Consider the following 26880-nt stretch of genomic DNA (forward strand, 5'->3'; position numbering starts at 1 on the left):
GTGACCCAAAGAAAAGTGCTCGTCACCGGAACAGCTGGCTTCATCGGCTTCCATCTTGCAAAACTTCTCATCGCTGAAGGGTTCCAAGTACATGGCTTTGACGCCATGACCGATTACTATGACGTGAATCTCAAAAAACGGCGGCATCAGATGCTGCTTCAGTCGCCAAATTTCGCAGCCACACAAGATCGCCTGGAGAATGAAGGGGCATTTGCGAAGGTAGCGAATGACTTCCAGCCAGACGTCATCGTGCATTTGGCGGCGCAAGCTGGTGTTCGCTACAGCCTCGAAAACCCCAAGGCATACCTAGATTCCAACATCGTCGGCACCTTCAACGTGATGGAATCCGCTCGCGAATTGAAGGTCGACCATCTCCTCATGGCTTCAACATCGTCTGTGTATGGCGCAAACGAGGAGATGCCGTTCGACGAGACCGAGAAGTGCGACACGCCTCTGACGTTCTATGCGGCCACCAAAAAAGCCAACGAGTGCATGGCGCATTCCTATGCGCACCTATGGAACCTGCCCACGACCATGTTCCGCTTCTTCACGGTCTACGGCACCTACGGTCGCCCCGATTTGGCCCTATTCAAATTCGTCGATGCCATCCTCGATAACCGCCCCATCGACATCTACAACCATGGCGACATGTACCGCGACTTTACCTATGTCGACGATCTCGTGCGCGGCATCCGCCTGCTCATCGACACCGTCCCTGAGCGACCCGCCTCTCGTGATGAGATTGAAGAAGGCGATAGCCTCTCGCCCGTCGCACCATATCGTGTGGTAAACATCGGCAACTCTGAGAAAGTCCGCCTTTTGGACTTCATTGATGCGATTGAAGATGTCTTGGGCAAGAAGGCGATCCGCAACTACATGCCTATGCAAATGGGTGATGTGCCCGCGACATGGGCCAATGCAGACTTGCTAAAGAAATTAACAGGCTATCAGCCGCAAACCCATTACCGCGACGGCATAGCCCGCTTTGTCGACTGGTATCGTGAATATTACGATGTCTGAGGTTAAAATGAATATGCTGTCTCTGGAAAATATCAAGCTCGCCGTGATCGGACTTGGCTATGTTGGCCTGCCCCTTGCTGTAGAATTTGGTAAATCTTGCCCAGTTGTGGGCTTTGATATAAACACAAGCCGCATTGACGCGCTGCGTTCCGGCCATGACACAACACTTGAAGTTGATGACGAGGAATTGAAATCTGCCTCGCTCCTTTCATTCACAAATGATCTAAAAGATATCGAAGACTGCAATGTATATATCGTGACGGTTCCAACCCCGATTGACGCGCACAAACGTCCTGATCTTATCCCGCTTATCAAAGCTTCGGAAACCATCGGCAAAGTACTGAAGCGCGGCGATTTGGTTATCTACGAGTCCACAGTCTATCCTGGAGCAACTGAGGAAGATTGTGTGCCTGTGCTTGAGCGTTGTTCGGGTTTGAAGTTCAACGAAGACTTCTTCGCGGGCTATAGCCCTGAACGGATCAATCCCGGTGACAAGACGCACCGATTAACGACAATTATGAAGGTCACTTCTGGGTCGACTCCCGAAGTAGCCGATTTCGTCAACGACCTCTATGCATCGATCGTTACGGCAGGCACACACAAAGCACCATCGATCCGCGTCGCAGAGGCCGCAAAGGTCATTGAAAACACCCAACGGGACTTGAACATCGCACTGATTAACGAGTTGGCAGTTATCTTTAATCGCATGGGCATCGACACCGAAGCCGTTCTTCAGGCCGCAGGCACCAAATGGAACTTCCTCCCATTCCGCCCTGGTTTGGTTGGCGGTCACTGCATTGGCGTTGACCCCTACTACTTAACCCACAAAGCAGAGGCGACGGGATACCATCCACAGATCATTCTAGCAGGCCGCCGGCTCAATGATGGCATGGGCGCTTACGTTGCTGGGCAACTGGTCAAAGAGATGCTCAAACGCCGCATCCACGTCAAAGGCGCGCGGGTTTTGCTAATGGGGCTGACATTCAAAGAGAACTGCCCCGATCTTCGAAACACCCGCGTCGTCGATGTAATCGCCGAGTTACAGGACTATGGCATCGACGTTGATGTCTACGATCCTTGGGTTGATGCAACGGAGGCGCAACATGAATACGGTATTACTCCGATCAGCGAACCAGAAAATGGCGCATATGATGGCGTGATCTTGGCTGTAGCACACCAAGAGTTCACCGACCTAGGAGCCAAAGGCGTCCGCAAGCTTGGACGTGGAGACCATGTTCTCTACGATTTGAAATATACCCTGCCCGCTGATCAAAGCGATTTGCGGTTGTAAGACGAAGATCGGACATGAAACGCTTAGCACTCAATGGGGCCGCTGGCTACATCGCTCCCCGCCACATGACCACCATTCGAGAGACCGGCAATGATCTGGTCGCGGCGCTGGACCCCAATGACTTAGATTGCTCTAACCATTGACATGCTAGGTTAACTGTTTGCCCCGTCAATTGGTTTCAAGATCCTTTGTGAACCCATTAAAGTGAGTGTCGTTTAGAAATGCGCGAATTCCTTGTTTACCTCTTTTTGTCTCAGGGTCGGAAAAGATTCGCTCAAGTCCTCTCCGTAGGAGTTGCTCTTGGCATTATTGAGACGATTTCTACACTTTCAATTTTGCCGTTTATTGAAGCTCTAGTTTCAGAAACTGGACAACAATCCAATGTGTTTTTGGAATCACTAGTCGAAAAGGTAGCACAATATTTTTTTGGCCAGGATAGTTACGCTTCAGAACCAAAACTATATAATTTGATAATTGTTGGGTGTTTCGGCGTCTCATTACTGTTTTTTGGTGCCGCATTTAGAATTTTTGCAGTGTATTCGATCCATCAGTTTATCGAGAGAATTCGGTTCCTACTAACAGAATCAATACTATCCAGCTTCTCAAAAAGTGAGTTTCTAGCTGCTGAAAGGTTCAACAAGCAAAACAACCTTCAAGCACTCACTATTTCTGATGTCGATCAACTGATCCAACAAGTAATTCGGCCTCTCTTTTTCGGCATGACAAACGCGTTTATTTTGTTCTTCTTGGGCGGCATTCTTCTATTTTTTCACCCTTTTGCAGCGATGGCAGTCTTTGTCACTTTTGGGTTTCTCTATCTTTTCGTCTTTCGCTTCGTACGCGAGGCACTTGGCCGGCACGGAAACATGCTGACAAAAGCCAACGAAGGAAGATTTCAATCAGTATTAGCACTAATCAATTTGTTTGAAGTTTTACGGCTAGCTCGAAAGGAGAGCATCGCTGTATCTGCTTTCAATCAGTCTCAAGACGAGTTTTGCAAATCTCAAGTAGCTTATTGCACTGTAAATGCAATTCCACGCTATTTAGTAGAGTTCATAGCATTCTCACTGCTAATTGTTGTAGCGCTCTTCTCCTACATGCGCTTGGATGACGGGAGTCAATTGAACCAAGCAATTTCGGCACTCGCGCTGTTTGGATTAGCTGCGTATAAGATACAACCTGCCGCCCTCATTATCTATCAGGGTCTATCGAACTTACGGTACGGTCGGACCATATTTAATAAAATTCAAGAATCTTCGAACCTTCCCGCAGCGAAAGTTATTGAAGCCAAGCCAGACGCCCATAGTTTGAGCCCAAGTAAAAAACTTAGCATTGAATTAGCTGATGTTTCGTTCCGATATAATGATGGTGGAACTGATGTCATTAAAAGTCTTTCCCACAGCTTCACAAATAAATCGAATACGCTAATTGTGGGAAACTCAGGTTCTGGAAAAAGCACACTATTAAAAATGCTTTCAGGGCTACTTGAACCGACCTCCGGTACAATTGAACGAAAACCTGAAGTCACGGACTTCGGTGCGGTTGTGCCGCAAGCATCGACAATGTTTTCGGCGACAATTTCAGAGAACATACTTTTAAAAGATTATGTCTCTCCCAATAACGATCATGATCGTAAAGTCCTTCAAGAAGTGTATAGCATTTGTGAGTTGGAGTCTTTCGTTGGTGATTTTGAGAACATCTACACAACGGAAATTCACCCACAGAATTTGGAGTTGTCAGGGGGCCAATTGCAAAGAGTTGCTATAGCGCGAGCTTATGTTACGAAAACTCCTTTCTTATTTTTAGATGAAGCGACTGCCGCTCTAAATAAGGATCTCGAAATTCGCCTTCTAAATAAATTGCTCAAAAGCAGAGCGGGCATTATCATGATATCTCACAACCATGATTTGATTGAACTTTTCGACGAAGTACTATGGGTCGACGAAGGGACTGTTCAGTACGAAAAATCAAACTCCTCACCCGATCAGGAAGCTTTCTGATGAAGCGAACTCTAATGATTGTGCCTAGGCATGGAAGTGGCGGAGCTTCGCGAATTGCATCGCAACTATCAGATACACTGATCGGATATGGGGTCGACCTAACTGTTTGCTATTTGCGCGCCCCCAAAGACAACAGTTTTAAAAAGGACTGTATGGATCACACAATAAATTTTTCTAGCAAGCGGTCAATTTTTTCACTCTTCAAACTAAGATCGGCTTTGAAGAATGAATACGACAACATAATTTTATTCGGACGGAATGCTGCCTCAGTATATTTTCTTAGTAGGATAGGAATGCGCGGAAAAAGGCCCAACATCATAATTTGGGAAGGAAAATCGCATCGAGACGCTAAAGCAGGCGCAACCACTTTTGCTGGAAAGTACATTATCCCGACCTTAGGTGACTTTTTTTATAAAGACTTGGACTGGATCATTGGCATCTCAGAGCATGAAGTGGCCGAGTTTAGGGATAAATATAATCATAAAGCTAAGAAAATTTACACTCCGGCACTAACGCATAAACAATACGAAATGGCGCAAGAAAATCCGCCAAATTGGTTCAAACAGTGGGTTGGTAACGATGCGTGTGTGGTTGGTGCAGGTTCACTGTTGCCTCAGAAAAACTTCTCCTTACTCATTGATGCGTTTGCATTAACTTCAGCGAGCAATAAGGATTGTAAGCTCATAATTTTAGGTGAAGGCGATGAAAGATCAGCTCTCGAAGAAAAAATAAAATCTTTGGGATTGGAAGATCGGATCAAATTGCCTGGCTATGTTGAAAACCCTCTTTCAATCATAAAGGAATGTAACTGTTTTGTTCTTTCCTCTGATTTCGAAGGCCTGCCCGGTATCTTGATCGAGGCGTTGATCTGTGGTGTGAATATTGTTGCTACGGACTGTCCAACGGGCCCACACGAAATTTTGGAAGGCGGACGCTTCGGAACTATCGTACCTGTCAGAGATGCAACAAAAATGCATGACGCCATTACAGAAGCGCTAACAAAAGAAACGAAACCCACAATTCCTCATTCACACTTGGCACAATTTGAAGCAGAGACCGTGGTGCAAAAATATCTTGAGCTACTTAAATGATTGATCGCGCAATATTTTTAACAAATGACGAATACATGGGTGGTCCATCCAAAGTATGTAGACGGCTTTTTGGTGCTCTTGAGCAAGAGTGCGAAGCCCATTTAATAATATATGGGAAAAATGCGGTTGATGCTTCTGAAAGACACAACGTACACTCGGTATTCGGCTTCCTACAACTAGTCAAACTCTTGATCAAATTTTCAAGGGCAGACCGAACGCGTAAAAACACATTTTTTGCCTTTGGCACCAAACAAAGCCTTTACCTAATTGCTCTTCGGCTGATGACATTTGATCGTCGGAATAGATATGTGGTTCGAACGGGTCTCAACCCCTTTGGCAGTAAGGTTAAAAAAAAGAGTTTTTTTAAAAACTATATACAGCAAGACCTCTGCAACTTTGCCTACCGCTATTACGATGTGATCATCACAGAAACCGATCGAGTACGTGACTACTGGCACCAAAGGTATAATGGGAAGAACGAAGTTGTCTTCATCCCTAACCCAGTTAGAAATTTTGAAACTTCGAAAAAATATGAATCTCTCGCTGCAGAAGCATCTGAAACGAGAGTATTTCTGGCTATTGGACGGCTAAGTTTTCAAAAGAATTTTTCTTTCTTAATTAGATGCTTCTCAATGATCGATATCGAATTACGGAAGAATTGCCGCCTCATAATATTGGGAGAAGGTCCGGAGAGGGTAGCTCTTGAGGAAGAAATTGAAAAATTGGGGCTTTCCAATAGCGTAAGTCTGCCCGGATTTGTGGAAAATGTTGATGACTATCTTCAACTTTGCGACGTGTTTTGCATGACTTCGAGATGGGAAGGCGGGGCAAACGCGTTGATAGAAGCAGTTTGTTGCTCCAAACGAATTGTGGCAGTGGACTGTCCCGTAGGTCCATCAGAGATTCTAAGTGACTACAGTTATGGTACCCTCATTGAGGCTGAAGACGAAGATGCGTTCACACAAGCTATGATAGACTGTTGTGCTTTAAATTCGCCTATCCCAGACCAAGAACACTCAAATCGATACAGTATGCCTAGTGTCAAAAAGAGCTACCTTAAGCTCCTAGTTGGATAGAAATATGGTCTTATCTTTAGAACTCCTTAGGATATTTGCGGTTGTTGCTGTACTAGTGTTTCACGCAAATCCATATTGGCTCCCTAACGGCTACCTGGGTGTTGATGTCTTTTTTGTCATCTCAGGATATCTGATGATGAGTATTTCCCTCAGTCAAAGGAAAAAGTTCAGTGTCTTGGAGTTTTTGTGGCGTCGATGGGCCCGCTTGTTTCCGCTGTTACTTCTGACGGTTGCAATATCATTTATCTTCGTGCTGTTTACGGCCCCACCTTTTTATTTTGATGATTATTTAGAAGCCGCAAAGGCCGCGCCGTTTTTTCTTTCCAATATCGCATTTTGGAAAGGAAGTGGTTATTTCAACTTGGAGCAAAAACTCGATCCACTTTTGCATACATGGTCTCTTAGCATTGAGTTTCAATTCTACATCATATTCGCATTGATTTTTGTGGTAGTCGTTAAATTACCCGCTAAGCTCCAAATTTTGTTGGTTTTAGCAGTTATTTGTTTCTCAACATATCTGTACGCAACAATGATAGGTGACCATCCTAGTGCGGTTTTCTATCTTCTACCGACAAGAGCATGGGAGTTTGCAGTAGGCTGCATTGTTGCGTTACTTATTTTCCACCAGAGGGGAACGGAGGAGGCAATAAGATCGCCAAACCCGAAAAAAGTCCGCAACCTAACCACTGGATGTTATTTTGTTTATTTCTTTGGTGTTTCAATCGCCTTAAAAGGCTCTCTACCCGGCGTGCATCTAAATATCATGGTGGTTACGGCGACGGCGGTTTTGATATTATTCACCCGTCATGTGTTAATTGAACAAGAACGGGTTTGGCATCGCTTTGTTAGCTTTTTGGGGGCTCTTACCTATCCGTTGTATCTTACCCATTACCCTGTGTTCCTGTTTGTTAAAGAAAGTAGTGTTTCCAACGAGGTACTTAAGTATTTTGGAATGTTCTCATTCGCGATATTGACAGCGTTTGCATTCCTTAAATTTGATCAACCCGCGAGGAAATTTCTTTACTCTTCAACTTTAAAACAGCGTGTTTTCGTTTTTGCGTCCTCCGTTATTGCAAGTTCAATGCTGTTTCTCGCTTCCGACAATATCAAAGTTTTAAATGATCAACTTTTTAGAGCGAACGCTCAGGTGGCGAAAATCAGAATGAATGATCTTTATGCGTCCGAAGTAGAAAAAAGATCGAACATTGTAGATGAGTTTACAAAACTTGATACGGATTGCTGGTCAGCACACAGGAAGGTCTCTGACAAATTTCAAGACGACTTCTCTACATGCTTGAACGTTTACGGACCGCCCAAGATTGTCTTCGGCGATAGCCATTCCGAAGGTCTATTCTTCTTGATGTATGAAAACAATAAATTTCGGGAAGAAAACCCATTTGTGATGGGGATCTTTTCAGGTGGTTGTCGCTTAAATGTATTTGAAAGTTGCTTTTTCAGCGACTTGGCTAAGTTCATTGGTCAAAATGCGGCCAATATTGATCAGGTATACTACCATCAAGCTGGATTTTACTTAATGAAATCAGGAATTTACAATGGAGGCCGAACGCTGTTCACTGTCGACAATGAGAAAATTATGTCAGGGATAGAATTAGACATCGGTACTATTGAAACGACTGCTAAAAATCTGGAAGCGGTAGCAGGTTCCTTTGACAACGTGACATGGGTGGGTCCATGGATGGATCCGTTTATTTCGCGCAGGATCGCTATAGGAAATGGTTGTCAACGACAATACGAATACTCTGCACATACCGAGCGGGCGTATATATCTCTTGATACAAAACTGGATGACCTACTTGGCTCCAAATTCGTTTCGCTTAATGATATGCTTCAACTTGATCTATCAGTCGACTTTGGAAATTGCGACGAGATCTATTGGAGTGATACTGATCATATGACCCTGAGTGGCTTTCAGAAGTTCTCCGAAAGGTTAGATTTTTGAAACAGAATAAAGTTCTCTTGTGCTTTCTTGACAAAGAAGATTTTCCTAATCACCTTTTTGTGGAAGGGCTTCTTGCTAAAAGAAATTCATCATTTGATCGCGTCTTCCTAATTACTAGCCAGGCTCGCGGCAGTGAAAGATTTGCGAAGCGTTTTCATCGCTCGATCGTATTGAACGTTCTGCTAAGACGTACTGGCTTTTCAAGGTTCTACAATATACTTATTACTTTTTTCATTTTAGCGTGCTTCGAAAAAAGATACCCGCAATGCAGGTTTGTTGTATTCGTTAGAAATGATCCCTCAACCTTACTGGGTTGCGCGATGCGAAAGAGAATATCTAAGAGCAAACTGATATTTCAAAGTAGTTTTCCGCACGAAAAAATGCCCCCTAAAGTCAAAGGGATAATTGCAAGATGTCTATTCCGGCTTTCTGACTCGAAGGTGGATGGAATAACTGCAGTGAGTCGTGCAGGATTAGAGCGAACAGCCACTTACTTTAAGACCCCAAATTCACTTGTCATTCCATTGCTGGCTGATGAATTCAAAAGTCCGACTGTTAGAAAAAATCCCAAAGTTTTGAACTTCATTTACGTAGGCACTTTTGCGGCGGAACGTCGGCTTGACATAGTGCTCCGGGGTTTCGCTGAGGCAGCAAAAGCCTGCCCTAACAGGCTGAAGCTAACCCTGTACGGTGGGGATAATGAACAATGGCAAACAATCGTTCAATTGAGCGGCCTAGAGCTCAGTGAACTGCCAATGGAAATTTCTTTTGGTGGGTGTTTGGACAGAAAAGATGTTTTTGATGCCATAAGCCGCTCTGATATTGGCTTAAGCTTGGTACCCGCTACAGAAATTAATTATGAGATGTCTCCGACCAAACTTGCAGAGTACATGTCTGCAGGTGTTGCCGTGCTTGCATCAGATGGGGTTGAGTTCCAAAAAGAAATTGTTGAACAAAGCCAATCTGGACACCTTGTTGATTTCAAAGTGAACTCGATCAGCAACGGAATTCAGTTCTTTCTGGATAGAGAAGATCAACTTCAGGAAATGAAAGAGCTCTCGTACCGTTTTGCTGAAATGCACCTTAACTATGACAATATTCAAAATGATTTCGTGAAGTTCTTAAATGCATGAATCGTTAGTTGGACAGTGGCTATTTTTCACGCTAGCCGTTGGCGGCATTGCCATATTATTAATTTTGAATACCAAGAACAGAGACATCATACTTTTAGACATCGTTCTTGGACTCTCGATCATATGTATCAATTCGTTCGTGTTTACGCTGCCTGAGGCCGATGGAGATGCGATCTACTATGTCGAAATAGGACAAGACATTGCCAAAGGAGAAGTTTGCTTTTTCTGCACAACTACAATTTTCAGTTCTCGAATAATTTCAGCATTCTTCTACTTAACACTAGCACCATTTGGCATAACAACCTTTACTACAAGTCTATTAAATTATTTGATTTCTCTCACGGGCCTCACTCTTTTTAACCTTTGGTTTCTCAAACGATCGCAATGCAATTCCCACCGGGGTGCATTGTTAATTATCGTTTTGTCACCATTGTCACTTTTGTATGGATCAATTCCTTTAAGAGAAAGTTTGTTTTCTACTTTGTTTTTCTTGCTTTTTCTGGTCACTATTCAAATTAGCAAGAAGAACTGGATATTCACGATACCAGCATTTCTTGTCCTGACTATTCTATCGGGCCTTCTACACAGAGTAGGTAGTTTTTTTTCGGCCTATATGTGCTTTTTGTATTTCTCGATGACCTATATCGTCATGAACAACCTCAGGACTGCGTTCCTTTTAAACTTTGCTTTCTTGCTCATAATCCTTGCAGCATTTCCGGAGAAAGTGCTGGTCGCGACGCAAATGGGAGAAATTATTTACCGCGTTGCAAGCGATTCACCGTCCTCGCTGAATTATCCAAGTTGGCTGGTTGGCAGCGGTTTTCAGGCAGTTCTTCTACTTCCTATTAAGTTGATCTACTTTCTATTTTCCCCATTTTTATTCGAAATTTCAAAGACTTCACATATTATTCTGGTCATTGACGGGCTCATATTTGCTTATCTTTTTTATCATTTGATATTTCGAACTCCACCAGAAGCTAGATTTAGGCGTTTATACTTCGGAATACTGTTTCTCACGGTCATCTTTGCCTTCGTTTCCGCAAACTCGGGGACATCGGCCAGACATCGAAACAAGCTGCTGTTACCAATTGCATTCCTTTACGCAGTAGGTCGAACAAAGACCTCGGACAGGTTGGAAATGCAGTTTAAAGAGAACTCCATAAAACACCGGGATCGAGTTAAATAGGTGACCTACAGAATCTCTGTAAAAACGGAGGACCAGCGGGGAGAATGAAGGTCCAGCGGGGAGCAGGTCACAGCCTGAATGAAATCCTGATCCACCTAAAATGGGATGCAAATTGGTTGAAAACAAAGAACCACCTCTATCACAGATGGAAAATAGATAATGATTGACAGACCGCTTGGGTATCAAAAACCACTTTTGATGTATGTGATTTCTGATATCCCGTTTTTCCTCTCGCACCGACTTGCGCTGGGACTCGCAGCGCTTGAGGCGGGTTACCACGTGGTTATCGCGGCGCCATCAGGATCAGATTTTAGCCAATTAGAGGCCTACAATTTTGAGGTAGCCAAAATCAATCTAAACCGCGCAAGCAAAAATCCATGGCTAGAATTACGGAGCCTGTGGAGCATCTACGTCCTGTTACGCACAAGGCGCCCGGATATCGTCCATTTGGTAACCGCGAAACCTATCTTTTACGGTGGAATTGCAGCGCGTATCTTAAAAATCCCCACTTTAGCTGCGCTTACAGGGATGGGCTACGCTTTCACGCACACGACACTTAAGGCCAATCTTCTTAGAAAGTGTCTCACGATCCTATATCGGACCGCGCTCAATTCACCATTGAACCACGTCGTTTTCCAAAACCGTGATGATTTGAAAATTGCTAGCGATAATGGGTTCGTGTCTCGAGCCACGACTAGCCTCATTGGCGGAAGCGGCACAGATCTTTCGAAGATCTCGCCCAAACCCCTTCCAGATGGCCCGTCAGTTATCCTGATGCCTTGCCGTATGTTGCGCGATAAGGGGGTATTGGAGTTTGTAGAAGCAGCGCGGTGCCTCAAGGCCAATGGATGCGATGCGATATTTCGTCTCCTCGGAGATCCGGATGCAAACAACCCAACTAGCCTCACCAAAGATGAGCTTGAACAGCTCGCCAACGAAGGCTTCATTGAATGGTTGCCTCACACATCGGACATAGACAGCGCTCTTGCACAATGCCACTTAGTCGTTCTGCCCTCTTATCGAGAAGGCTTCCCTAAGACACTCATTGACGCAGCCGCTGCAGGGCGTGCATCGGTCACAACAGACGTTCCAGGGTGCCGTGATGCCATTGCTGATGGGACAACCGGTATTTTGTGTAAGGCCCGTTCAACCGAAAGCTTACAAAAATCTATTCAAGAATTAATTCGTGATAGAGAACGACTGGCTAAAATGGGAGAGGCGGCGCGTGCGCATGCTGAACAGCATTTTGATATCCGCCAAGTGCAGTGCGCTCACCTCGATATCTATGACAACCAGATCAGGCGGGCACGGCAATAAGCGAAATCAGACAAGCTACGTCAGCCCTTCACCACTTTATCGCCCTGCCCCGACCCCGTTGCCGTCGCAATCGCTATCTCAATATCCAAAGGTATGCATTGGAGTGCGATGTAAAGAGCGTCCTCTTTTGCCAAACGTTCAGGCGTGCTCATATCAATGTCTTGAATTTGTGCCAGCCCACTAATACCGGGCTTAATATCAAGAACGCCTAGCTGTCGACGCTTCTCCACCAAAACGCTCTGCGAAGGTAGGCAAGGTCGTGGACCGATCAGACTGATTTCATTGCGCACAATATTAACAATTTGAGGCAACTCATCGATTTTGGTTCCGCGCAAAAGCTTTCCAATTTTCGTGATAGAAGCAGCCGAAACCTCATGCGTTCCAGCCTGAGTTGTGCCCTGAGCCATAGTTCGGAACTTGTAACAATTGAATGTCCTCCCGTTGCGGCCAACGCGTTCCTGGACAAAGAGACCCGGACCTCGACTGTCCAACTTAATGGCGACCCATACGAGCGCCATCAGCCAGCCTAGAAATACAAATACAAAGAGAGCAAACGATAAATCTATTGCTCTCTTGGACCATGCGAATACTTGGTTATCTTGCGCATTATCATGTAAGTAGTGAGGACCATCACGGCCGTCATTTATAATCTCTTCAATACGCTGCGCGACCTTAGCAACATGCACCGTTGGTCGAAGCGCACCGAGGCACACTAGTGCAGGCTTCCGAAGGATTGTCGGGAGTTTATTTAAGACAGCTAGTTTTCCGCGAAATGTGCTGCCGTAGATCGCCGCCATGTGTAGTACTGAAACATCTATGCCAGTCTCCTTCAACACAAGCGTTTCTGCCTCCAACTTTGAGCGGGCATAATCGCTCGCCGGTCCGTTTAGACCAAGTGTATGTAGGCTAGATGCGAAAATGAATTTTCCTACTTCAGCAGACTTAGCCGCCATCAAGACCGCAAGCGTCTGCTCGACATTGATCTCTCGAAAAGCAGAAAGATCGCCCTGACGATCATTATTTCGCGCGGCCAAATGCAACACGCATGTTGCATCCACGAGATTGTTGTCCAAATCCGTGTAATCCACGCAAGTCAAATCAGGGTAACTTTCGGACAGTAACTTTTTTCTCCCACTTACGAGGACGAGATCATGACCATTGTTGCGAAAAAATGGTATCAACTCACTCGCTAAGAAACCTGATGCACCTGTTATTACTATCTTCATCAAATTCCACTCATTGACCGTACTGAATTGGTTTGCATAGACTGTATCCATAAGCGCTTGTAAATAGTAGTTGCAAAATACTTTTACTGTGGCCACGGCTAGTTTTACTTTCGATCGTGAGAATGATCTCTCAACTGGCGATCAAATTTCTGCCCATTGTTGAAGATAAAACCAGACTTGAAGTTCTGACACTCAGATCTACAAAATTAAGGCAATCAGCGAGTAGAGCTTCAGTCTATTTAGGGTCGTGAGGTAGTTTGGGGTTGCCGTGCTATGGAATCTGGAGTGTCAGGGGCGATGGCTAAAAGCATCTCGATGACGGAGTGCTTTCCATACTAGCGGACATCGGTGTCCGACATCGTGACAATCAGCCTCAAAACTTCTCGAACACGTTTTGTAAAAGCGTTTCTATGTGAGCTGCCGACTTGTTCACCGACACCTTCAAGCTGTTCGGGTGACCGCAGCCATTGCGGAGGTCAAGGCAGGCCTTGAGTTGAGCCTTGACGTTCTTGCCGATAATCGAAAGGGCTTCAACCCGGTCGAGAAAGTCACCCTCGCCCATCTTGCCTATGTCGTCTTGTGACTTGGCCGGTTTCCACTTACCGTTGACCCGCTTGGCTTCAGCATTGAACGCGACGAGATGGTGTTGGTGAACGTGTTTCTGCAATACGTCTACGGCCCCCAGCCATGACATAACAATTGTTGCACGATACAGCTCTGCTTCATGGCATTTGATGGCCTCTTCGACGAAGTCGCGGGTTTGAGGGTCGCTGACCTTGGCAAGATGGTTTCGAAGATCGACTGCAACCTGCTTTGCTGCGGGACTAATCGTCGAAACGCCCAAGTCGCGCAGGTATATCTTGCCAGCTTCGGTCAATTCCCATCCAGTCGTGCGGATCGCCTTACCCTTGGATGCGCTCAGGACGGCGGAAAGGTTCCACTTTCGCATGGCGCGAAAACCAGCGGCATCTGCCAGTTCATTAATCTTGGCGACCGCGACAGGCTGGTCCTGAGTTGCCAAGACGAGCAAGACCTTATCGAGCCTTCCGAGGTCTTTGTGCAGCCAGCTTTTTAGCTCATTCGATTTCAGCAACCTTGGCCTCAACCTTCTTCTCAGGTCCGCTCAACGCATAGGCGTCTTTCGCATTTTGATTTATCCGCTTCTTCCTGCTCAGGCCGATCAACGAATTGGACAAGTTTTTACGCATGTTCTCGGTGAAGTAAGTGGTCGCGTTTTTCATCTCAGCCAGAATTTCCGCTCTGGAAGAAGAGGGCTTCCCCTGAACCAGTTCAAGCTGAGCCATCGCACAGATCACTAATTCCGGACCAGTTTTAGCGTTTAAGTGCGCTGCTATGGTGTTAGTAGAGAAAGCATATGCCCCGGTGAATTGTTGATTGCTGTCTCCACTTGTGGGCGCGGCTACAATAACTGGTGCGGGAGGCAGTTCTTCGGCGGGCACCTTAGCAGCCAAGCCTCCCATCGTTTCCAACAGCGCTTCAATGCCACCTGTCAGGAATTCGGGGTCGCCCTCGTACTCCAGCTCCATCGAGCCAACTTTCAACTTGATCTTGGCAACCTGCTGCACCGAATCACTCACTCGAACCTCCAATGTGCAAAGTTTCGCTGATCCTACCCTTTGGAGTTGCACGAGGCAATTTGTAGTGTCTGAACAGACATGCTCTGCAATCTGTAGGGGGCATTGAAGAGTTTAGCACCTTCCGTCGGGCGTCAGATATCGGGAACCTCGAAGCGCCCCTAGTTCAGAAGTTTGCGAGAAGCGCTTCGCATCGACATCGTTTGTGGGCCTCTGTAGCCACCCTTCCGATAAGACCCGAGGCACATCTTGCATATGGCGTGATTGTCGGGATGGGCGCTGGCAGCGAAGCTAAGTGCATCTTCCAGTGTTATGAAGCCGGTCCAGCCTCCATACTTGGCCTTTCCTCCTTTCCGGCCCTCCCCATGATTGCAGTTGTAGCAGGTTGCCTTGTGAACCTTGGCGACGTGGTGTTGCTCGCTAGCATATACCCAGTAGACATATTGGTCTGGGCTTTCATCGCGCGGAACGAGATCACGAGCAGTCGACAGTTGTTGCGCGGCGACTTCGGCAAGGTGGGCATCTGTCATGTCGACCAGATCTGAGACATCCCAGACGCGGTCAGCAACTCCAATTTCCATGGCGGGTGTTAGGCGCTTCGTCCATTTGGTTTCGCCTGTATTGGGATCGGTGCACCGCTGTGGCGATGGCATCAGGCAGAAATTGTAGTACATGATCCAAAGTGCGAGTTGCCGCTCGTGGTTCCCCAACGTCTTGGAGAAGGCGTTCGTTTTACGTGTGTACCTTTTGTTCCCCATTCGGAGCGTCAAGTTGGCGCGCTCGACGTAGCTGGTGTTGATCTCGGCGAGGGAAGCTTCACCAGCGAGGACTTTTCTTTCCGACCCGACATATCTGCTAGCTGGTGTGGGATCACCGCCATCATCGTTGTTGCTGTACTGCTTGATGAGCATTGCTCGGTCCGCGTCTTCCCCGAAGGCGATTTCGCCCGCCTCGTCGTACGCCTTGAAGCCGTCGGTGATGATTTGCGGTCGCTGCAGCAACCGGCCATTTTCATCAACTGCCAGTTTGGATTTCACCGACTGCATGAACGACCTGGCATTGGGGAACCGACGATCGCCCAGCTCATAGGTCATGATGAACTTGCTGTCAGAACACAGCGCAAGGTAAGCCCAAATCGTACCCGCACCGACCTGCGGCTTCTTGAGTTTGGGCACATTTTTTTGTTTGGCCTTCACGAACGACCATATCTCGTCGGCTTGCACTTACCGCACGCTCAGCCCGCCGAGGTTGTGGATATGTCTGATCGCCATGTCGCCCGCATCACGCGCCAACTTCGCTACAGTCTTGTTACTAACCTTGAAAATGCGCTCGGTTGAGCGCTGTGACATTCCTTCGGTCAGAGACTGCAAAATTTGCACCCTAGTTTCGCGCCCCAGCCTGTTCACGCTTACCCCTCCATTCAAATGACAAGAGCTCTTCTTGCACAAGTAGCGTATCAGTGATACGCTTTATGGTGTCAACGATTTGTTTCTGGAGGGGCGGTCAATGGAGCGAGATGTTAGCGCGTTTTGCGGTCCCGGCTGGCATCTTACCTACCGAACGTTCGGCGCAGCCGAAGTCAGTCAGATCACGGGCATACCGCAAGCTTTGTTGCGTCTCTGGCGGAGCCGAGACTACCTGCCCAAGAGTGATGCTGGGAAATGGAGTCGCCATGACGCCGAAGAGTTGGGACTGATAAGCTTGCTTTACGGCATGTCGACATTGGGCGTCGCGCCCAAGGACTCTTTCGGTATGGCAGTGGACTTGATTTCCGAGTTGTTATTCTTCGCCGCAACTTCATGCGACGGGGCCTGCGAGTTTCGAGGGTCCCGAAATGAAGTTGAAAAATTGCGAGCCAGCTTTGACGACTCCCTAGAAATAGCCGCTACGATATTCAGTCCGAGCATTCCCCAGCGTTTCGCTCTGCTTCAACGAGGCGGTCAGCCACTCATCAGATGTGTGGACTTGGCTAGTCATATCGAAGCAGAAGAACTCTGCTGGTTTTCAGTACTAGACCTTGTAGCTATCGGACGCCAGCTAGCCGCGCGCTCGAATGCCCCGCTGTTTTGCTTCCACCACAATTGTTCGGCGGAACACGTCTTGGACTTCCGTCAGCTTTCGCGTGGACGCGACTTAGATCGCCCTGACGGTTAGAAGCGATCACATGTCACGCTCCATAGCACGGCAACCCCAAACTACCTCACGACCCTATTTAGCACTTCTTTGACAAAACGATCACACAAATATAGATCGCACATGAGTGTCAGTTTGAGAATTAGAAGTTGGGCGAGTATGAAAATTGTGGTTGCAGGTATCGGGTATGTGGGACTGTCCAATGCAGTCCTTTTGGCGCAACACAATGAGGTTGTCGCCGTTGATATCTCTGGGGAGCGCGTCGGCATGCTAAACGCCAGACGCGCTCCGATCGTTGATGATGAGCTACAAGATTTCCTGACCAACAAGCCGCTCAATCTAACCGCGACCACAGATTCCGCCGCCGCATTTACTCACGCCGACATCGTAATTGTTGCCACGCCCACAAACTATGACGCGCAGTCCAACTACTTCGACACGTCTAGCGTCGAGGCCGTGATCCGCGATGTTTTGGCGGTCAATGCGCGCGCAACGATCGTGGTCAAATCGACCATTCCCGTAGGCTATACCGCCAATTTGAACGCGCAGATGAACACCGATCAAGTGATCTTTAGCCCAGAGTTTTTGCGCGAGGGCCGCGCGCTTTACGACAACCTGTACCCCTCTCGGATCATCGTTGGCGAACAATCTGAGCGCGCCCGCACCTTTGCCGATCTGCTGTTGCAAGGCGCGATTAAAACCGACGTCGAGGTTTTGTTCACTGACGCCAATGAGGCCGAGGCGATCAAGCTCTTCGCCAACACCTACCTCGCCATGCGCGTCGCGTTTTTCAACGAACTCGACAGCTATGCCATGGCCGGCGGCATGGACACGCGCCAGATTATCGACGGGGTTTCCCTCGATCCGCGCATCGGCGGCCACTACAACAATCCGTCCTTTGGCTATGGCGGCTACTGCCTGCCCAAAGACACCAAACAGCTTCTCGCGAATTATTCTGAGGTGCCGCAAAACCTTATCCGCGCCATCGTCGACGCCAACCGCACCCGCAAAGATTTCCTTGCAGATCAAATCATTGCACGCAAACCCAAGACTGTTGGTGTCTACCGTTTGGTGATGAAAGCGGGCTCCGACAATTTCCGACAGTCGTCGATCCAAGGCATCATGAAACGCGTCAAGGCCAAGGGCATCGAGGTCATCGTCTACGAGCCGGTGATGGAGGCGGACACCTTCTTCGGCTCGCGTGTCATCGCTGATCTAGACGCGTTCAAAGCCGAGGCAGATGTTATAGTCGCAAACCGCCTCACCGGCGAGGTGCGCGACGTGAAGGACAAGGTATTCACCCGAGATCTATACGCAATCGACTAGTATAGACTGATTAGCACCTGTAATTTTCCCTATTCAAATTCTTTGTCTTCAATAAGCCACCCACTCATATCCGTGGTTGCCTTCATAATCTTCCCATTCAACACCGACACCGCGCCGCCAATTCGATGGCAAACAGCGCCGTGACGGCAACACCCATTTCGGGGCTGCTGCGGGTGTCGTGCGTTTCCAGCTAAATTTGCCCTGCGTGCCGTAGGTCCCAAGGCGCATATTGTAGTTTTCTGAACAATCATCGTCGCTGCCACGTTCGCGATGACTGTAATGGCGAACATCCCAGACACGGATTGAGCGCACGAAATCGAATTCCAAGCCACTGATGTCGATGTAGGCACCACCTTCGACCATCTGAGCCAGAATGACTTGGCCAAGCGTCTGGCTTGATTGGTTGCTGGCTTCCCAGACTCTTGGGGCCGTGCTTTGCAATAGACCACTCATTGAAGCGCCCATAGGACACCGCCATATCTGCAATGGCGGCTCAATTGGCCAAGGCGTAATTCGGCGGATGAACACGGAACGAGCATGTGCGCACTCTGCTGACGCGGGCCACCCACCAGCCAGGCAAAGCAGAATAGCGCAGTCGACCTGATAGGCCTTCGCCGCCTGTGGAGCTACACTGGCAAGAAGAGCCAGTGTAGCTCCCAAAACCCAATCTCTGATCAACCTGCACCACATTTCAAATATATCCTATTGCCTACAGAACGATATTATTGAAACTTTGCGGCCAACCTCAACCTTTACACCATATGCGAGTATGCTCTTTGTGAAGCTCGCGCGCGTTTTGTGGAATATATTCCGTAGAGCAATCTCAGCGATATGGCCGAATACAGGCCATGAGATTGAGGGAACATGTAGGGCTAAACATCCGGAATTTAAGAAATTCCAAAGGTATGAGCCAAGAACAACTAGCTTTGGCTGCGGACGTGGACCGCAGCTACATCAGCGAGATCGAACTCGCCAAGAATTCAGCATCAATCGATATTCTGGAGCAGATTGCACTTGCTCTCGATGTTGCTCGCAAAGAATTGTTTTACGAGAGGGGCTAGTTTTGCCCAATTTTGAGAATGATCGCGCAACCGCCAAAGCAATCGGTCGTGTTTTTTGCATTAAAACGGGCGAAGAAATCGGCCTGCTGTATCGGTGGAATAACGGTGAGACGCAGGCTGCATTGGACGAAGACAACTCGAACGAGTTGCCAACCTCCCAAAATGGCGCTGCTGAACCGTACATTGGCGCAAAGCCCAGCTAACGGCTGCTATGAGCCCATTTTGCATTATTTAAACCTATTGTAGAGTAGCGTTGGCGCACATTTGGAAAACAGTAATAAATGTATATCGAGAGGACCAGCACTTGGACCCGAGGCGACGCTTAGACGAAAAACATGATCGACTTCGATCCTCGGAAGTTCCGTTCATAGAGACCTACAACGAAATAATTCCTGTAGAACAACCTCTTGGCAAGCCAAGCGAGTGCGAAGTCATTGTTGTCAGGATCGGCAAGACGAAATTGAAGCTCTATTCGTTCTTTTTGATCTTTTTCGTGCTTCTTACGGTCATATCCGCGTTCCAAACCTGAGCTTCTATCTGGAGCCACATGGCAGTTTTGTCCGGCATTGCAGACCTGTATGCATGGCGCGGCGAACGGCAGCTTTCTTTGCAGTCAGGGTAAGCATCATTCCGTTGCGCGGCTCTGGAGCTCCAAAACGCGCGCATAGTCTTCGCTGACCTCACGCGCCTGCTCAAACACCTCACGACGCTCCTCGTCCTGGCAACGGAAGTACCGCTCGACATCGGAAAAATACGTCTCTGCGTCACGCCTCAACAATTTCGCATAGGCCCGCACATCATCGGCATTGGTCGGCATCCAGGGCGGCGCAGGTGGCAGGCAGCTGCCTGCTATTGCGGCAGATCCCCAACTCAGAGAGGCCAGCCCCCCCACGTACGTTGCAAAAGCGCCATATTATCTTGGCTCGACCACTCCATTGCAGTAAGTTTGTTTCAAAGCATGATGTAGGCAATAATGCAAATTACGCCTATTGAATACAATATTATATTATTATATCGATTCGGTAGTCCCGTGAGGGGCAGCCGGGTCAATGCACAATTCTGCAAGGTTCGATCCTATGAATTTGATGCAAGACGCCCCTAATGTTGTCAGTGAAGACGGGCTGCGCACGCTGCTTGCCGAGGGTCATTCGGCGGATGTTGTGTGCCGTGTTACGCCCAAACGTACAGGCGCTCAGTGGTCCGGGGTTTGGACCGTGCATTGCGTCTCGCCTGATGGCGAGACGCGTCGTCTGCTCGTTACAGCGCGCAACAACATGGCTGCCCGAGAGTTCAAGACAATCAACGGCTTGTCCAGCTTCCTTGCGGGCCTTGGCGTTTCGATCGCCTCGATCCCCATGCTTGAGGGCAAGGTCGCCTCGCACACACTGGAAGACGCGAGCTAAGCCACTCGCCGTCCTCGTTGCATTCCTTGCTGCACCCGCCTATTCTGAAGGCTTCGCGCTCTCCATGCGGGCCGATGGCCAGCTGGAGACCAAAACACCCCAATCAGGCTTTGCGCAAAGCTGTGTTGACGGGATTGGTGCAAACCCGCCAGAGCTGATCGTTTTCACAGCGCCTGAGCCTGAAGCTCGCCCTCCTGCACCGGCCCGCGCAGTTCCCCGACCTGAAATCCTCTCAGCACTTGAAAGCACCGCGCATCGTTATGGCGGGCACCCCGCGTTGCGCCGCGCCGGGCTGTCTGTGACGGAATGGCAGGCCCTCTTCCAAGCCAATATCGAGATCGAAAGCGCCTATCGCCCGAATGCGCGTAGCTCCGCTGGCGCGATAGTCCTCGGGCAGTTGATGCCCGCGACGGCCGCACAGCTTGGTGTGGATCCGCATGACTGGCAGGCAAACCTCGATGGCTCTGCCCGCTACCTTCTGATGATGTTGGCGCAGTTCGGCACACCCGAACTCGCACTTGCCGCCTATAACATGGGGCCAGACGCGGTCGCGCGCTATGGCGGCATTCCTCCCTACCGAGAAACCCAAAATCACGTGCGCCGCGTCATGGCTGTGCGTGATCGACTGACTGGAGCTTCCTGATGCACACACAAATCCGCACGATCCTGTCGCTGGCTCTGGCCAGCTTGAAGATTGCCAACCCCTTCTTTGTGCCGAGCATCGACCTCTCGCCGGAGCAAAACCTTTGGCTTGGTTCTGCTCGATCCAAAAGGTGATGTTCTGGAAAATGATCGCTGCATTCAAGCCAACGCTTGCAGCGATATCGGGATCACAGCTATGGCGACTCATGTTTGACAACCTTTAGCCAACACGGGCGTCGAATTTTGCACAGGTTTTGTACGAGAAATCAGTTTTCGCGCCCTATCAGCGAGGAAAACGATACGCACGTTTTTGCGTACAGCCGCACAGTCGCGCAAAAATAGCTTATATTTTCAATGGACTTTGGTGACCCCGGCAGGATTCGAACCTGCAACCTGCCCCTTAGGAGGGGGCTGCTCTATCCAGTTGAGCCACGGGGCCTTACGCGCTTGCAATATCCGTTGATCGCGGCCTTGTCACCCTTTTGGGCGAGACGCATTCGGGCGGTGTGCTCTTGAATTTCATTCCCTTTTCCCTCTAACTCGGTCCACGCAAAGTGCAAAGGAATGCCCTTGACCGATCGCCCCAAACGCCCGCTGACCCTTCGTGACGTTTCTGCCGCATCCGGTGTGTCGGAAATGACCGTAAGCCGCGTCTTGCGCAACCGCGGGGACGTCTCCGAGGCGACGCGCAGTAAGGTGTTGGAAGCCGCCAAGACCCTTGGATATGTGCCCAACCAGATCGCCGGATCACTGGCGTCCCAGCATGTGAACCTTGTGGCGGTCATCATCCCGTCACTGGGCAACATGGTCTTTCCCGAAGTGTTGAATGGCATCAACCAAGTGCTGGATGATACGCCGCTGCAACCTGTTTTCGGCGTCACCGATTATATGCGGGACAAGGAAGAACGGGTTCTTTACGAGATGCTGTCTTGGCGTCCCTCGGGGGTAATCATCGCGGGGTTGGAACATTCCGACGCGACCCGCGCGATGTTGCAGAATGCAGCTATTCCTGTGGTCGAGATTATGGATACCGACGGCACGCCGGTCGACAGCATGGTGGGGATTTCGCACCGTCTGGCAGGGCAAGACATGGCCCGCGCGATCCTCAAACAAGGCTATAGCCGGATCGGGTTCATGGGCACGTCGATGCCGCGCGACCACCGTGCGCGCAAGCGGTTCGAGGGGCTGACCGAAGTACTTGCCAAGGCAGGGATCGAGATCGAGGCACGTGATTTCTATTCCGGCGGGTCGGCCCTTGCCAAAGGTCGCGAGATGACCAAGGCGATGCTGGATGCCAATCCGGACCTCGATTTCCTGTATTATTCCAATGACATGATTGGCGCTGGTGGCTTGTTGTACCTGCTGGAACAGGGCGTGGATGTGCCGGGTCAGATCGGGCTTGCCGGTTTCAACGGGGTCGAACTGCTTGACGGATTGCCACGCGCGCTGGCCACGATGGACGCCTGCCGTCTGGATATAGGACGCAAGGCCGCGCAGATCATCCTTGATCACGCCGAAGGGCGCACCGATCCGCAGCTGATCACGCTGGCGCCCAAGATTTCCTATGGGGACACGCTGCGCCGCAACGCGCGGCTGTGACGCTATTTACCCTGTCCAATGACGCGGCGCGCCGTGTTTTCATGGACCGCCATGGGCTAAGCGCCGCGCCCCAAGGCCCCGCCACCGGCGCCGACCTGCTGGATGTCATCACGCGGCTAGGCTTTGTCCAACTGGACAGCATCAATACCGTGGCGCGGGCGCATGACATGATCCTGTTTTCGCGCAAGGCACGCTATCGCCCCAAAGCATTGAAACGTCTGTATGAACGCGATCGTGCGCTGTTCGAACACTGGACCCACGATGCGGCGGTCGTACCGATGGCGTTCTACCCCTATTGGCAACTGCGACGCGAACGAGATGCTGTGATGCTGAAAGCGCGCTGGAAGAACTGGCGGCGCGACGGGTTCGAGGGTCAATTCCAGTCCGTGCTTGATATGATCCGCGAACGCGGTCCCGTCTGTTCGGCGCAGGTCGGTGATGGAGAGGCGCGCAGTTCAGGCGGCTGGTGGGATTGGCACCCGTCCAAAACCGCGCTTGAATATCTGTGGCGCAGCGGCGCGCTGACCGTGGTAAAACGGCAGGGCTTCCAGAAATACTATGACCTGACAGAGCGTGTGATCGACCAAAGCGTGGCCGCCCATACGCCCGACGCCGAAGAGACAATCGACTGGTGCTGCCGCGAGGCACTGACGCGATTAGGCTTTGCCACCCATGGGGAACTGGCAGCGTTCTGGGATCACATCACCCCTGCCGAGGCGAAAGACTGGTGTGCCCAAGCACTCGCCGCAGGGCGGATTATTATGGTCCAAGTCACTGGCACCAACAGCGCGGTGCGCCCCGCCTATGCATGGCCCGACCTGCCCGACTGTCCCAGCCAGACAACAGACCCGACACCTCGGCTGCGGATGCTCAGCCCCTTTGATCCCGCTTTGCGTGACCGCAAACGCGCCGAGCGGCTGTTCGGCTTTGACTACCGGATCGAGATTTTTGTGCCCGAGGCCAAACGCAAATACGGCTATTACGTCTTTCCCTTGCTAGAGGGCGACAGACTGGTCGGGCGGATCGACCTCAAGGCCTTTCGCGCCGAAGACGTGCTGCGCGTGCGCGCACTGTGGCCCGAACGGGGCGTGCGGTGGGGCAAGGGGCGGCAGCGCGCGCTGGAGGCCGAGTTGGACAGGGTGTTGAAACTGGCCGATGTCAGCCACGTGACCTTTGAGGACAATTGGCTGCGCGACCCGATTTAATTGGCTGCGCGACCCGATTTAACCGATTGCGCGCGCGCACGGACGCGCTAGGGTCGCGACATGCAAGACGCCTCGTATACTCCAACAATCCGGTCTGTCGGGCTAAGCGGTGTGCTGGTCACGTTCGGGGACCGCGCAACCGATGCCGCCAACCATGCCGCCATCGCCTTTCGCGGGGCCATCGACGCGCAAGGCTGGCCCGAAATCGCAGAAAGCAGCAGCACGCTTGTCTCTGCCTTCTTTCGGGTGGACCTGTCGGCGCATCGCTTTGAAGATTTGAAAGACCGGCTGTTCGATGTGTTGCAGTCTCAGGACTGGCGCGTTGCGGAACTGCCGACGGGTCGTACCTTGTGGACCATTCCGGCCGTGTTCGGCGGCGACCGCGCCCCGCAACTGGCCGAGGCGGCAGAGGCCGCTGGCCTCAGCCTTGAACAAGCGGTGGCGGACCTGACCAGCGCGCGGCTGCGGGTTCTGACGTTGGGCTTTGCCCCCGGACAACCCTATCTGGGCACAATGGGCGAGGCGTGGAACATCCCCCGTCAGGTGGGTCTGACGCCGAACATTCCCGCAGGGGCAGTGGTGGCTGCGGTGCGACAGCTGTGCCTGTTTACCAAGGATACACCAACCGGCTGGCGGCATGTGGGGCAATCTGCCTTCGCCTGTTTCCGTCCGCATCATAACGCGCCGTTCCCCCTGTCACCCGGGGACGAGGTGCGGTTCACCGCGATCACGGAACAGGAACTCGCACGGATCGAGGCGCATAATGCCGATGGCCTTGGCGGCGCAACCTACGAGGTGTCGGGATGAGCGGTCTGTTGGTACGTCAGGCGGGCCCCGCCATGGCGGTCCAAGACCTTGGTCGTCCCGGATACCTGTCCAAAGGGCTGACGCGGGGCGGCGCGATGGATGTGCTGGCCGTTTACGAAGGTGCGGCGCTGTTGGGACAAAGCGCGCAGAACGCTGTGGTTGAAATGGTCGGTACTGGCGGCACGTTCGAAGCACTCGCGGATGTGCGCATAGCGCTCACAGGTGCAGTGATGACGGCGCAGGTTGACGGCTCCACACTTGCGTGGAACGCCAGCCACGCCCTGCCCAAAGGCGCGCAACTGGTGATCGGGCCAACCCGCGCAGGCACCTATGGCTACCTTCACATCGGCGGCGGGTTCGAAACGGAAACGGTCATGGGATCGCGCGCGGCGCATCTTTCCTGTGGTATCGGCACGCTGATCCAAGCGGGCATGACCCTGCCCGCAGGCAAGGACAAAGGCCGCGACACTGGCATGACCATCGCGCCCGAACCGCGCCTGACCGGTGGCATAATCCGCATAGTGCCTAGCATGCAGACCGAGGATTTCGACCCCGCCATACGCGCCCGTTTCGAGGCAACCGAATTTCGCCGCGACCCCCGCGCCAACCGCCAGGGCGTGCGTATGGACAGCGACGGAGAAGGGTTTTCCAACCCCAAAGCGCTCAGCATCGTGAGCGAGGTGATCGTCGCGGGCGATATCCAGATCACCGGCGACGGCACACCGTTCGTACTGATGGCCGAGTGCCAGACAACGGGCGGCTATCCACGCATCGGCACAGTGCTGCCTTGCGATCTGCCCAAAGTGGCGCAGGCACCGGCAGGCGCGACCCTCCAGTTCCAGCTTGTATCGCTGGACGACGGGGCCGCCATTCAGGCCCGCGCCGATGCGGCCTTGCGCAGCATGTCCAGCGCGGTTGCGCCCCTCGTGCGCGACCCTGCGAGCATGCAGGATCTGCTAAGTTATCAACTGATCGGCGGGATGGTTTCGGCCACGGATCCCGCCTTTGACGAAGAAGAAGGATAAAGTCATGCGCGTGGATCTGAATGCCGATATGGGCGAAAGCTTTGGCCCGTGGAACATGGGCGACGATGCCGCTTTGCTGAACACTGTCACCTCGGCCAGCATCGCCTGCGGGGCCCATGCGGGCGATCCAGACGTGATGGCAAAAACCATGGGCATCGCCATGAAAAATGGCGTCGGCATCGGCGCACATCCCGGGTTTCCCGACCTACAGGGGTTCGGGCGTCGGCGCATCGACATGCCTATCGCATCGCTGCAAAACTCCATCCGCTGTCAGGTGGGCGCAAGCCTTGGCATGGCGCGCAGCATGGGCGCGACCGTGCGCCATATCAAACTGCACGGGGCTTTGGGCAACATGACCTCGGAAGACGAGGCGATGGCGCGCGCCTGTTACGAAGCCGCCCTGTCCGCCCATCCCGACGCCATCATCATGGTGCTCGCCGCCACCGCGCAGGAACGTGCGGCCCGCAGCCTTGGCGCGGCCTTTGCCTGCGAAATCTTTGCCGACCGCGCCTATAACGCGGATGCAACGCTGGTGGACCGGCGCAAGGAAGGGGCCGTGATCCACGACGCGGAACTGGCTGGAAAGCGTATGGTCGAGATGGTGAAGGCACAGGCCATCATCACCGAAGACGGCACACGCATCGACACGCCCATCGACAGCATCTGCTGTCATGGCGACACGCCCGAAGCGGTTGAGATCGCCGCCAACGTGCGCCGCACCCTCGAGGCGGTAGGCATCGAGGTGCGCAGTTTCGACGGGCGGCGCGGCTAGGGCCACCGCCAT

General features: G+C 50.9%; 24 protein-coding genes and 1 tRNA gene. 18 read left to right on the top strand and 7 right to left on the bottom strand.

Going from position 1 to position 26880, the window contains the following annotated elements; all coding sequences use genetic code 11:
• The 8 genes from AC6GQJ_RS09635 to AC6GQJ_RS09670 all read left to right on the top strand — a co-directional run bounded on the left by AC6GQJ_RS09635 (position 1) and on the right by AC6GQJ_RS09670 (position 12074).
• Positions 1-1020 carry an NAD-dependent epimerase/dehydratase family protein gene (locus AC6GQJ_RS09635; RefSeq protein WP_500767660.1) on the top strand — a complete coding sequence of 340 codons (1020 nt, stop codon included), beginning with the start codon at positions 1-3 and terminating at the stop codon, positions 1018-1020.
• A complete protein-coding gene (tviB, locus tag AC6GQJ_RS09640) occupies positions 1013-2311 on the top strand; it encodes a Vi polysaccharide biosynthesis UDP-N-acetylglucosamine C-6 dehydrogenase TviB (RefSeq protein ID WP_500767661.1) in 1299 nt (432 codons plus the stop codon). Before AC6GQJ_RS09635 ends, tviB begins: the two co-directional genes overlap by 8 nt.
• 221 nt (positions 2312-2532) lie before the next feature.
• The gene (locus AC6GQJ_RS09645; protein ID WP_500767662.1) at positions 2533-4311 is read left to right on the top strand and encodes an ATP-binding cassette domain-containing protein; all 1779 of its coding nucleotides are present in this window, start codon (positions 2533-2535) and stop codon (positions 4309-4311) included.
• Positions 4311-5402 carry a glycosyltransferase gene (locus AC6GQJ_RS09650; RefSeq protein WP_500767663.1) on the top strand — a complete coding sequence of 364 codons (1092 nt, stop codon included), beginning with the start codon at positions 4311-4313 and terminating at the stop codon, positions 5400-5402. Before AC6GQJ_RS09645 ends, AC6GQJ_RS09650 begins: the two co-directional genes overlap by 1 nt.
• A 35-nt stretch (positions 5403-5437) precedes the next feature.
• Positions 5438-6478, top strand: a complete 1041-nt coding sequence (locus AC6GQJ_RS09655; RefSeq protein ID WP_500767664.1) for a glycosyltransferase — start codon at positions 5438-5440, stop codon at positions 6476-6478.
• Between the two features lie 4 nt (positions 6479-6482).
• On the top strand, positions 6483-8438 hold the full coding sequence (locus AC6GQJ_RS09660) for an acyltransferase family protein (protein ID WP_500773877.1): 1956 nt from the start codon (positions 6483-6485) through the stop codon (positions 8436-8438).
• On the top strand, positions 8435-9571 hold the full coding sequence (locus AC6GQJ_RS09665; protein WP_500767665.1) for a glycosyltransferase: 1137 nt from the start codon (positions 8435-8437) through the stop codon (positions 9569-9571). The genes AC6GQJ_RS09660 and AC6GQJ_RS09665 overlap by 4 nt, the downstream gene beginning before the upstream one ends.
• Before the next feature lie 1345 nt (positions 9572-10916).
• Positions 10917-12074 (top strand): glycosyltransferase family 4 protein, encoded by a 1158-nt coding sequence (locus AC6GQJ_RS09670; RefSeq protein ID WP_500767666.1) that lies wholly within the window; start codon positions 10917-10919, stop codon positions 12072-12074.
• 20 nt (positions 12075-12094) lie between these two features.
• Here AC6GQJ_RS09670 and AC6GQJ_RS09675 read toward each other — a convergent pair whose 3' ends face one another.
• From AC6GQJ_RS09675 to AC6GQJ_RS09690, 4 genes are all read right to left on the bottom strand, one after another.
• Positions 12095-13396 carry a sugar transferase gene (locus AC6GQJ_RS09675; RefSeq protein ID WP_500767667.1) on the bottom strand — a complete coding sequence of 434 codons (1302 nt, stop codon included), beginning with the start codon at positions 13394-13396 and terminating at the stop codon, positions 12095-12097.
• Positions 13397-13673: 277 nt separating this feature from the next.
• Positions 13674-14393, bottom strand: a complete 720-nt coding sequence (locus AC6GQJ_RS09680; RefSeq protein ID WP_500767668.1) for a hypothetical protein — start codon at positions 14391-14393, stop codon at positions 13674-13676.
• On the bottom strand, positions 14377-14898 hold the full coding sequence (locus tag AC6GQJ_RS09685; RefSeq protein ID WP_500767669.1) for a hypothetical protein: 522 nt from the start codon (positions 14896-14898) through the stop codon (positions 14377-14379). Before AC6GQJ_RS09685 ends, AC6GQJ_RS09680 begins: the two co-directional genes overlap by 17 nt.
• Positions 14899-15056: 158 nt before the next feature.
• The gene (locus AC6GQJ_RS09690) at positions 15057-16118 is read right to left on the bottom strand and encodes a hypothetical protein (protein WP_500767670.1); all 1062 of its coding nucleotides are present in this window, start codon (positions 16116-16118) and stop codon (positions 15057-15059) included.
• A 1069-nt stretch (positions 16119-17187) separates the two neighbouring features.
• Between AC6GQJ_RS09690 and AC6GQJ_RS09695 the strand changes: the two genes are divergently transcribed.
• Positions 17188-18354: a nucleotide sugar dehydrogenase gene (locus tag AC6GQJ_RS09695; RefSeq protein WP_500767671.1), complete on the top strand. Its 1167-nt coding sequence runs from the start codon at positions 17188-17190 to the stop codon at positions 18352-18354.
• A gap of 48 nt (positions 18355-18402) precedes the next feature.
• Here AC6GQJ_RS09695 and AC6GQJ_RS09700 read toward each other — a convergent pair whose 3' ends face one another.
• Complete coding sequence (locus AC6GQJ_RS09700) at positions 18403-18807, bottom strand: hypothetical protein (RefSeq protein ID WP_500767672.1); 405 nt, start codon at positions 18805-18807, stop codon at positions 18403-18405.
• Between the two features lie 395 nt (positions 18808-19202).
• Here AC6GQJ_RS09700 and AC6GQJ_RS09705 point away from each other — a divergent pair, with 395 nt between their 5' ends.
• Positions 19203-19415, top strand: coding sequence for a helix-turn-helix domain-containing protein (locus AC6GQJ_RS09705; RefSeq protein WP_500767673.1), 213 nt, complete (start codon positions 19203-19205; stop codon positions 19413-19415).
• Between the two features lie 2 nt (positions 19416-19417).
• Positions 19418-19618 carry a hypothetical protein gene (locus AC6GQJ_RS09710; RefSeq protein WP_500767674.1) on the top strand — a complete coding sequence of 67 codons (201 nt, stop codon included), beginning with the start codon at positions 19418-19420 and terminating at the stop codon, positions 19616-19618.
• A gap of 422 nt (positions 19619-20040) precedes the next feature.
• On the opposite strand, the gene AC6GQJ_RS09715 is transcribed toward AC6GQJ_RS09710, so the two are convergent.
• The gene (locus AC6GQJ_RS09715; RefSeq protein ID WP_500767675.1) at positions 20041-20232 is read right to left on the bottom strand and encodes a hypothetical protein; all 192 of its coding nucleotides are present in this window, start codon (positions 20230-20232) and stop codon (positions 20041-20043) included.
• A 259-nt stretch (positions 20233-20491) separates the two neighbouring features.
• Between AC6GQJ_RS09715 and AC6GQJ_RS09720 the strand changes: the two genes are divergently transcribed.
• A complete protein-coding gene (locus AC6GQJ_RS09720) occupies positions 20492-20818 on the top strand; it encodes a hypothetical protein (RefSeq protein WP_500767676.1) in 327 nt (108 codons plus the stop codon).
• 64 nt (positions 20819-20882) lie between these two features.
• On the top strand, positions 20883-21461 hold the full coding sequence (locus AC6GQJ_RS09725; RefSeq protein WP_500767677.1) for a lytic transglycosylase domain-containing protein: 579 nt from the start codon (positions 20883-20885) through the stop codon (positions 21459-21461).
• 361 nt (positions 21462-21822) lie between these two features.
• Here AC6GQJ_RS09725 and AC6GQJ_RS09730 read toward each other — a convergent pair.
• Positions 21823-21899 (bottom strand) — tRNA-Arg (locus tag AC6GQJ_RS09730).
• Between the two features lie 131 nt (positions 21900-22030).
• Between AC6GQJ_RS09730 and AC6GQJ_RS09735 the strand changes: the two genes are divergently transcribed.
• The 5 genes from AC6GQJ_RS09735 to AC6GQJ_RS09755 are packed head-to-tail and all read left to right on the top strand — an operon-like array spanning position 22031 to position 26868.
• Entirely contained in the window at positions 22031-23059 is a 1029-nt protein-coding gene (locus tag AC6GQJ_RS09735; protein ID WP_500767678.1) for a LacI family DNA-binding transcriptional regulator, read from the top strand.
• On the top strand, positions 23056-24264 hold the full coding sequence (locus AC6GQJ_RS09740; RefSeq protein ID WP_500767679.1) for a winged helix-turn-helix domain-containing protein: 1209 nt from the start codon (positions 23056-23058) through the stop codon (positions 24262-24264). Before AC6GQJ_RS09735 ends, AC6GQJ_RS09740 begins: the two co-directional genes overlap by 4 nt.
• 60 nt (positions 24265-24324) lie before the next feature.
• On the top strand, positions 24325-25071 hold the full coding sequence (locus tag AC6GQJ_RS09745) for a 5-oxoprolinase subunit B family protein (RefSeq protein ID WP_500767680.1): 747 nt from the start codon (positions 24325-24327) through the stop codon (positions 25069-25071).
• On the top strand, positions 25068-26096 hold the full coding sequence (locus AC6GQJ_RS09750; protein WP_500767681.1) for a 5-oxoprolinase subunit C family protein: 1029 nt from the start codon (positions 25068-25070) through the stop codon (positions 26094-26096). The genes AC6GQJ_RS09745 and AC6GQJ_RS09750 overlap by 4 nt, the downstream gene beginning before the upstream one ends.
• A gap of 4 nt (positions 26097-26100) precedes the next feature.
• Positions 26101-26868 carry a LamB/YcsF family protein gene (locus AC6GQJ_RS09755; protein ID WP_500767682.1) on the top strand — a complete coding sequence of 256 codons (768 nt, stop codon included), beginning with the start codon at positions 26101-26103 and terminating at the stop codon, positions 26866-26868.
• The last annotated feature ends 12 nt before the right edge of the window (positions 26869-26880 follow it).

Source organism: Tateyamaria sp. 7Alg 36, assembly GCF_059882455.1.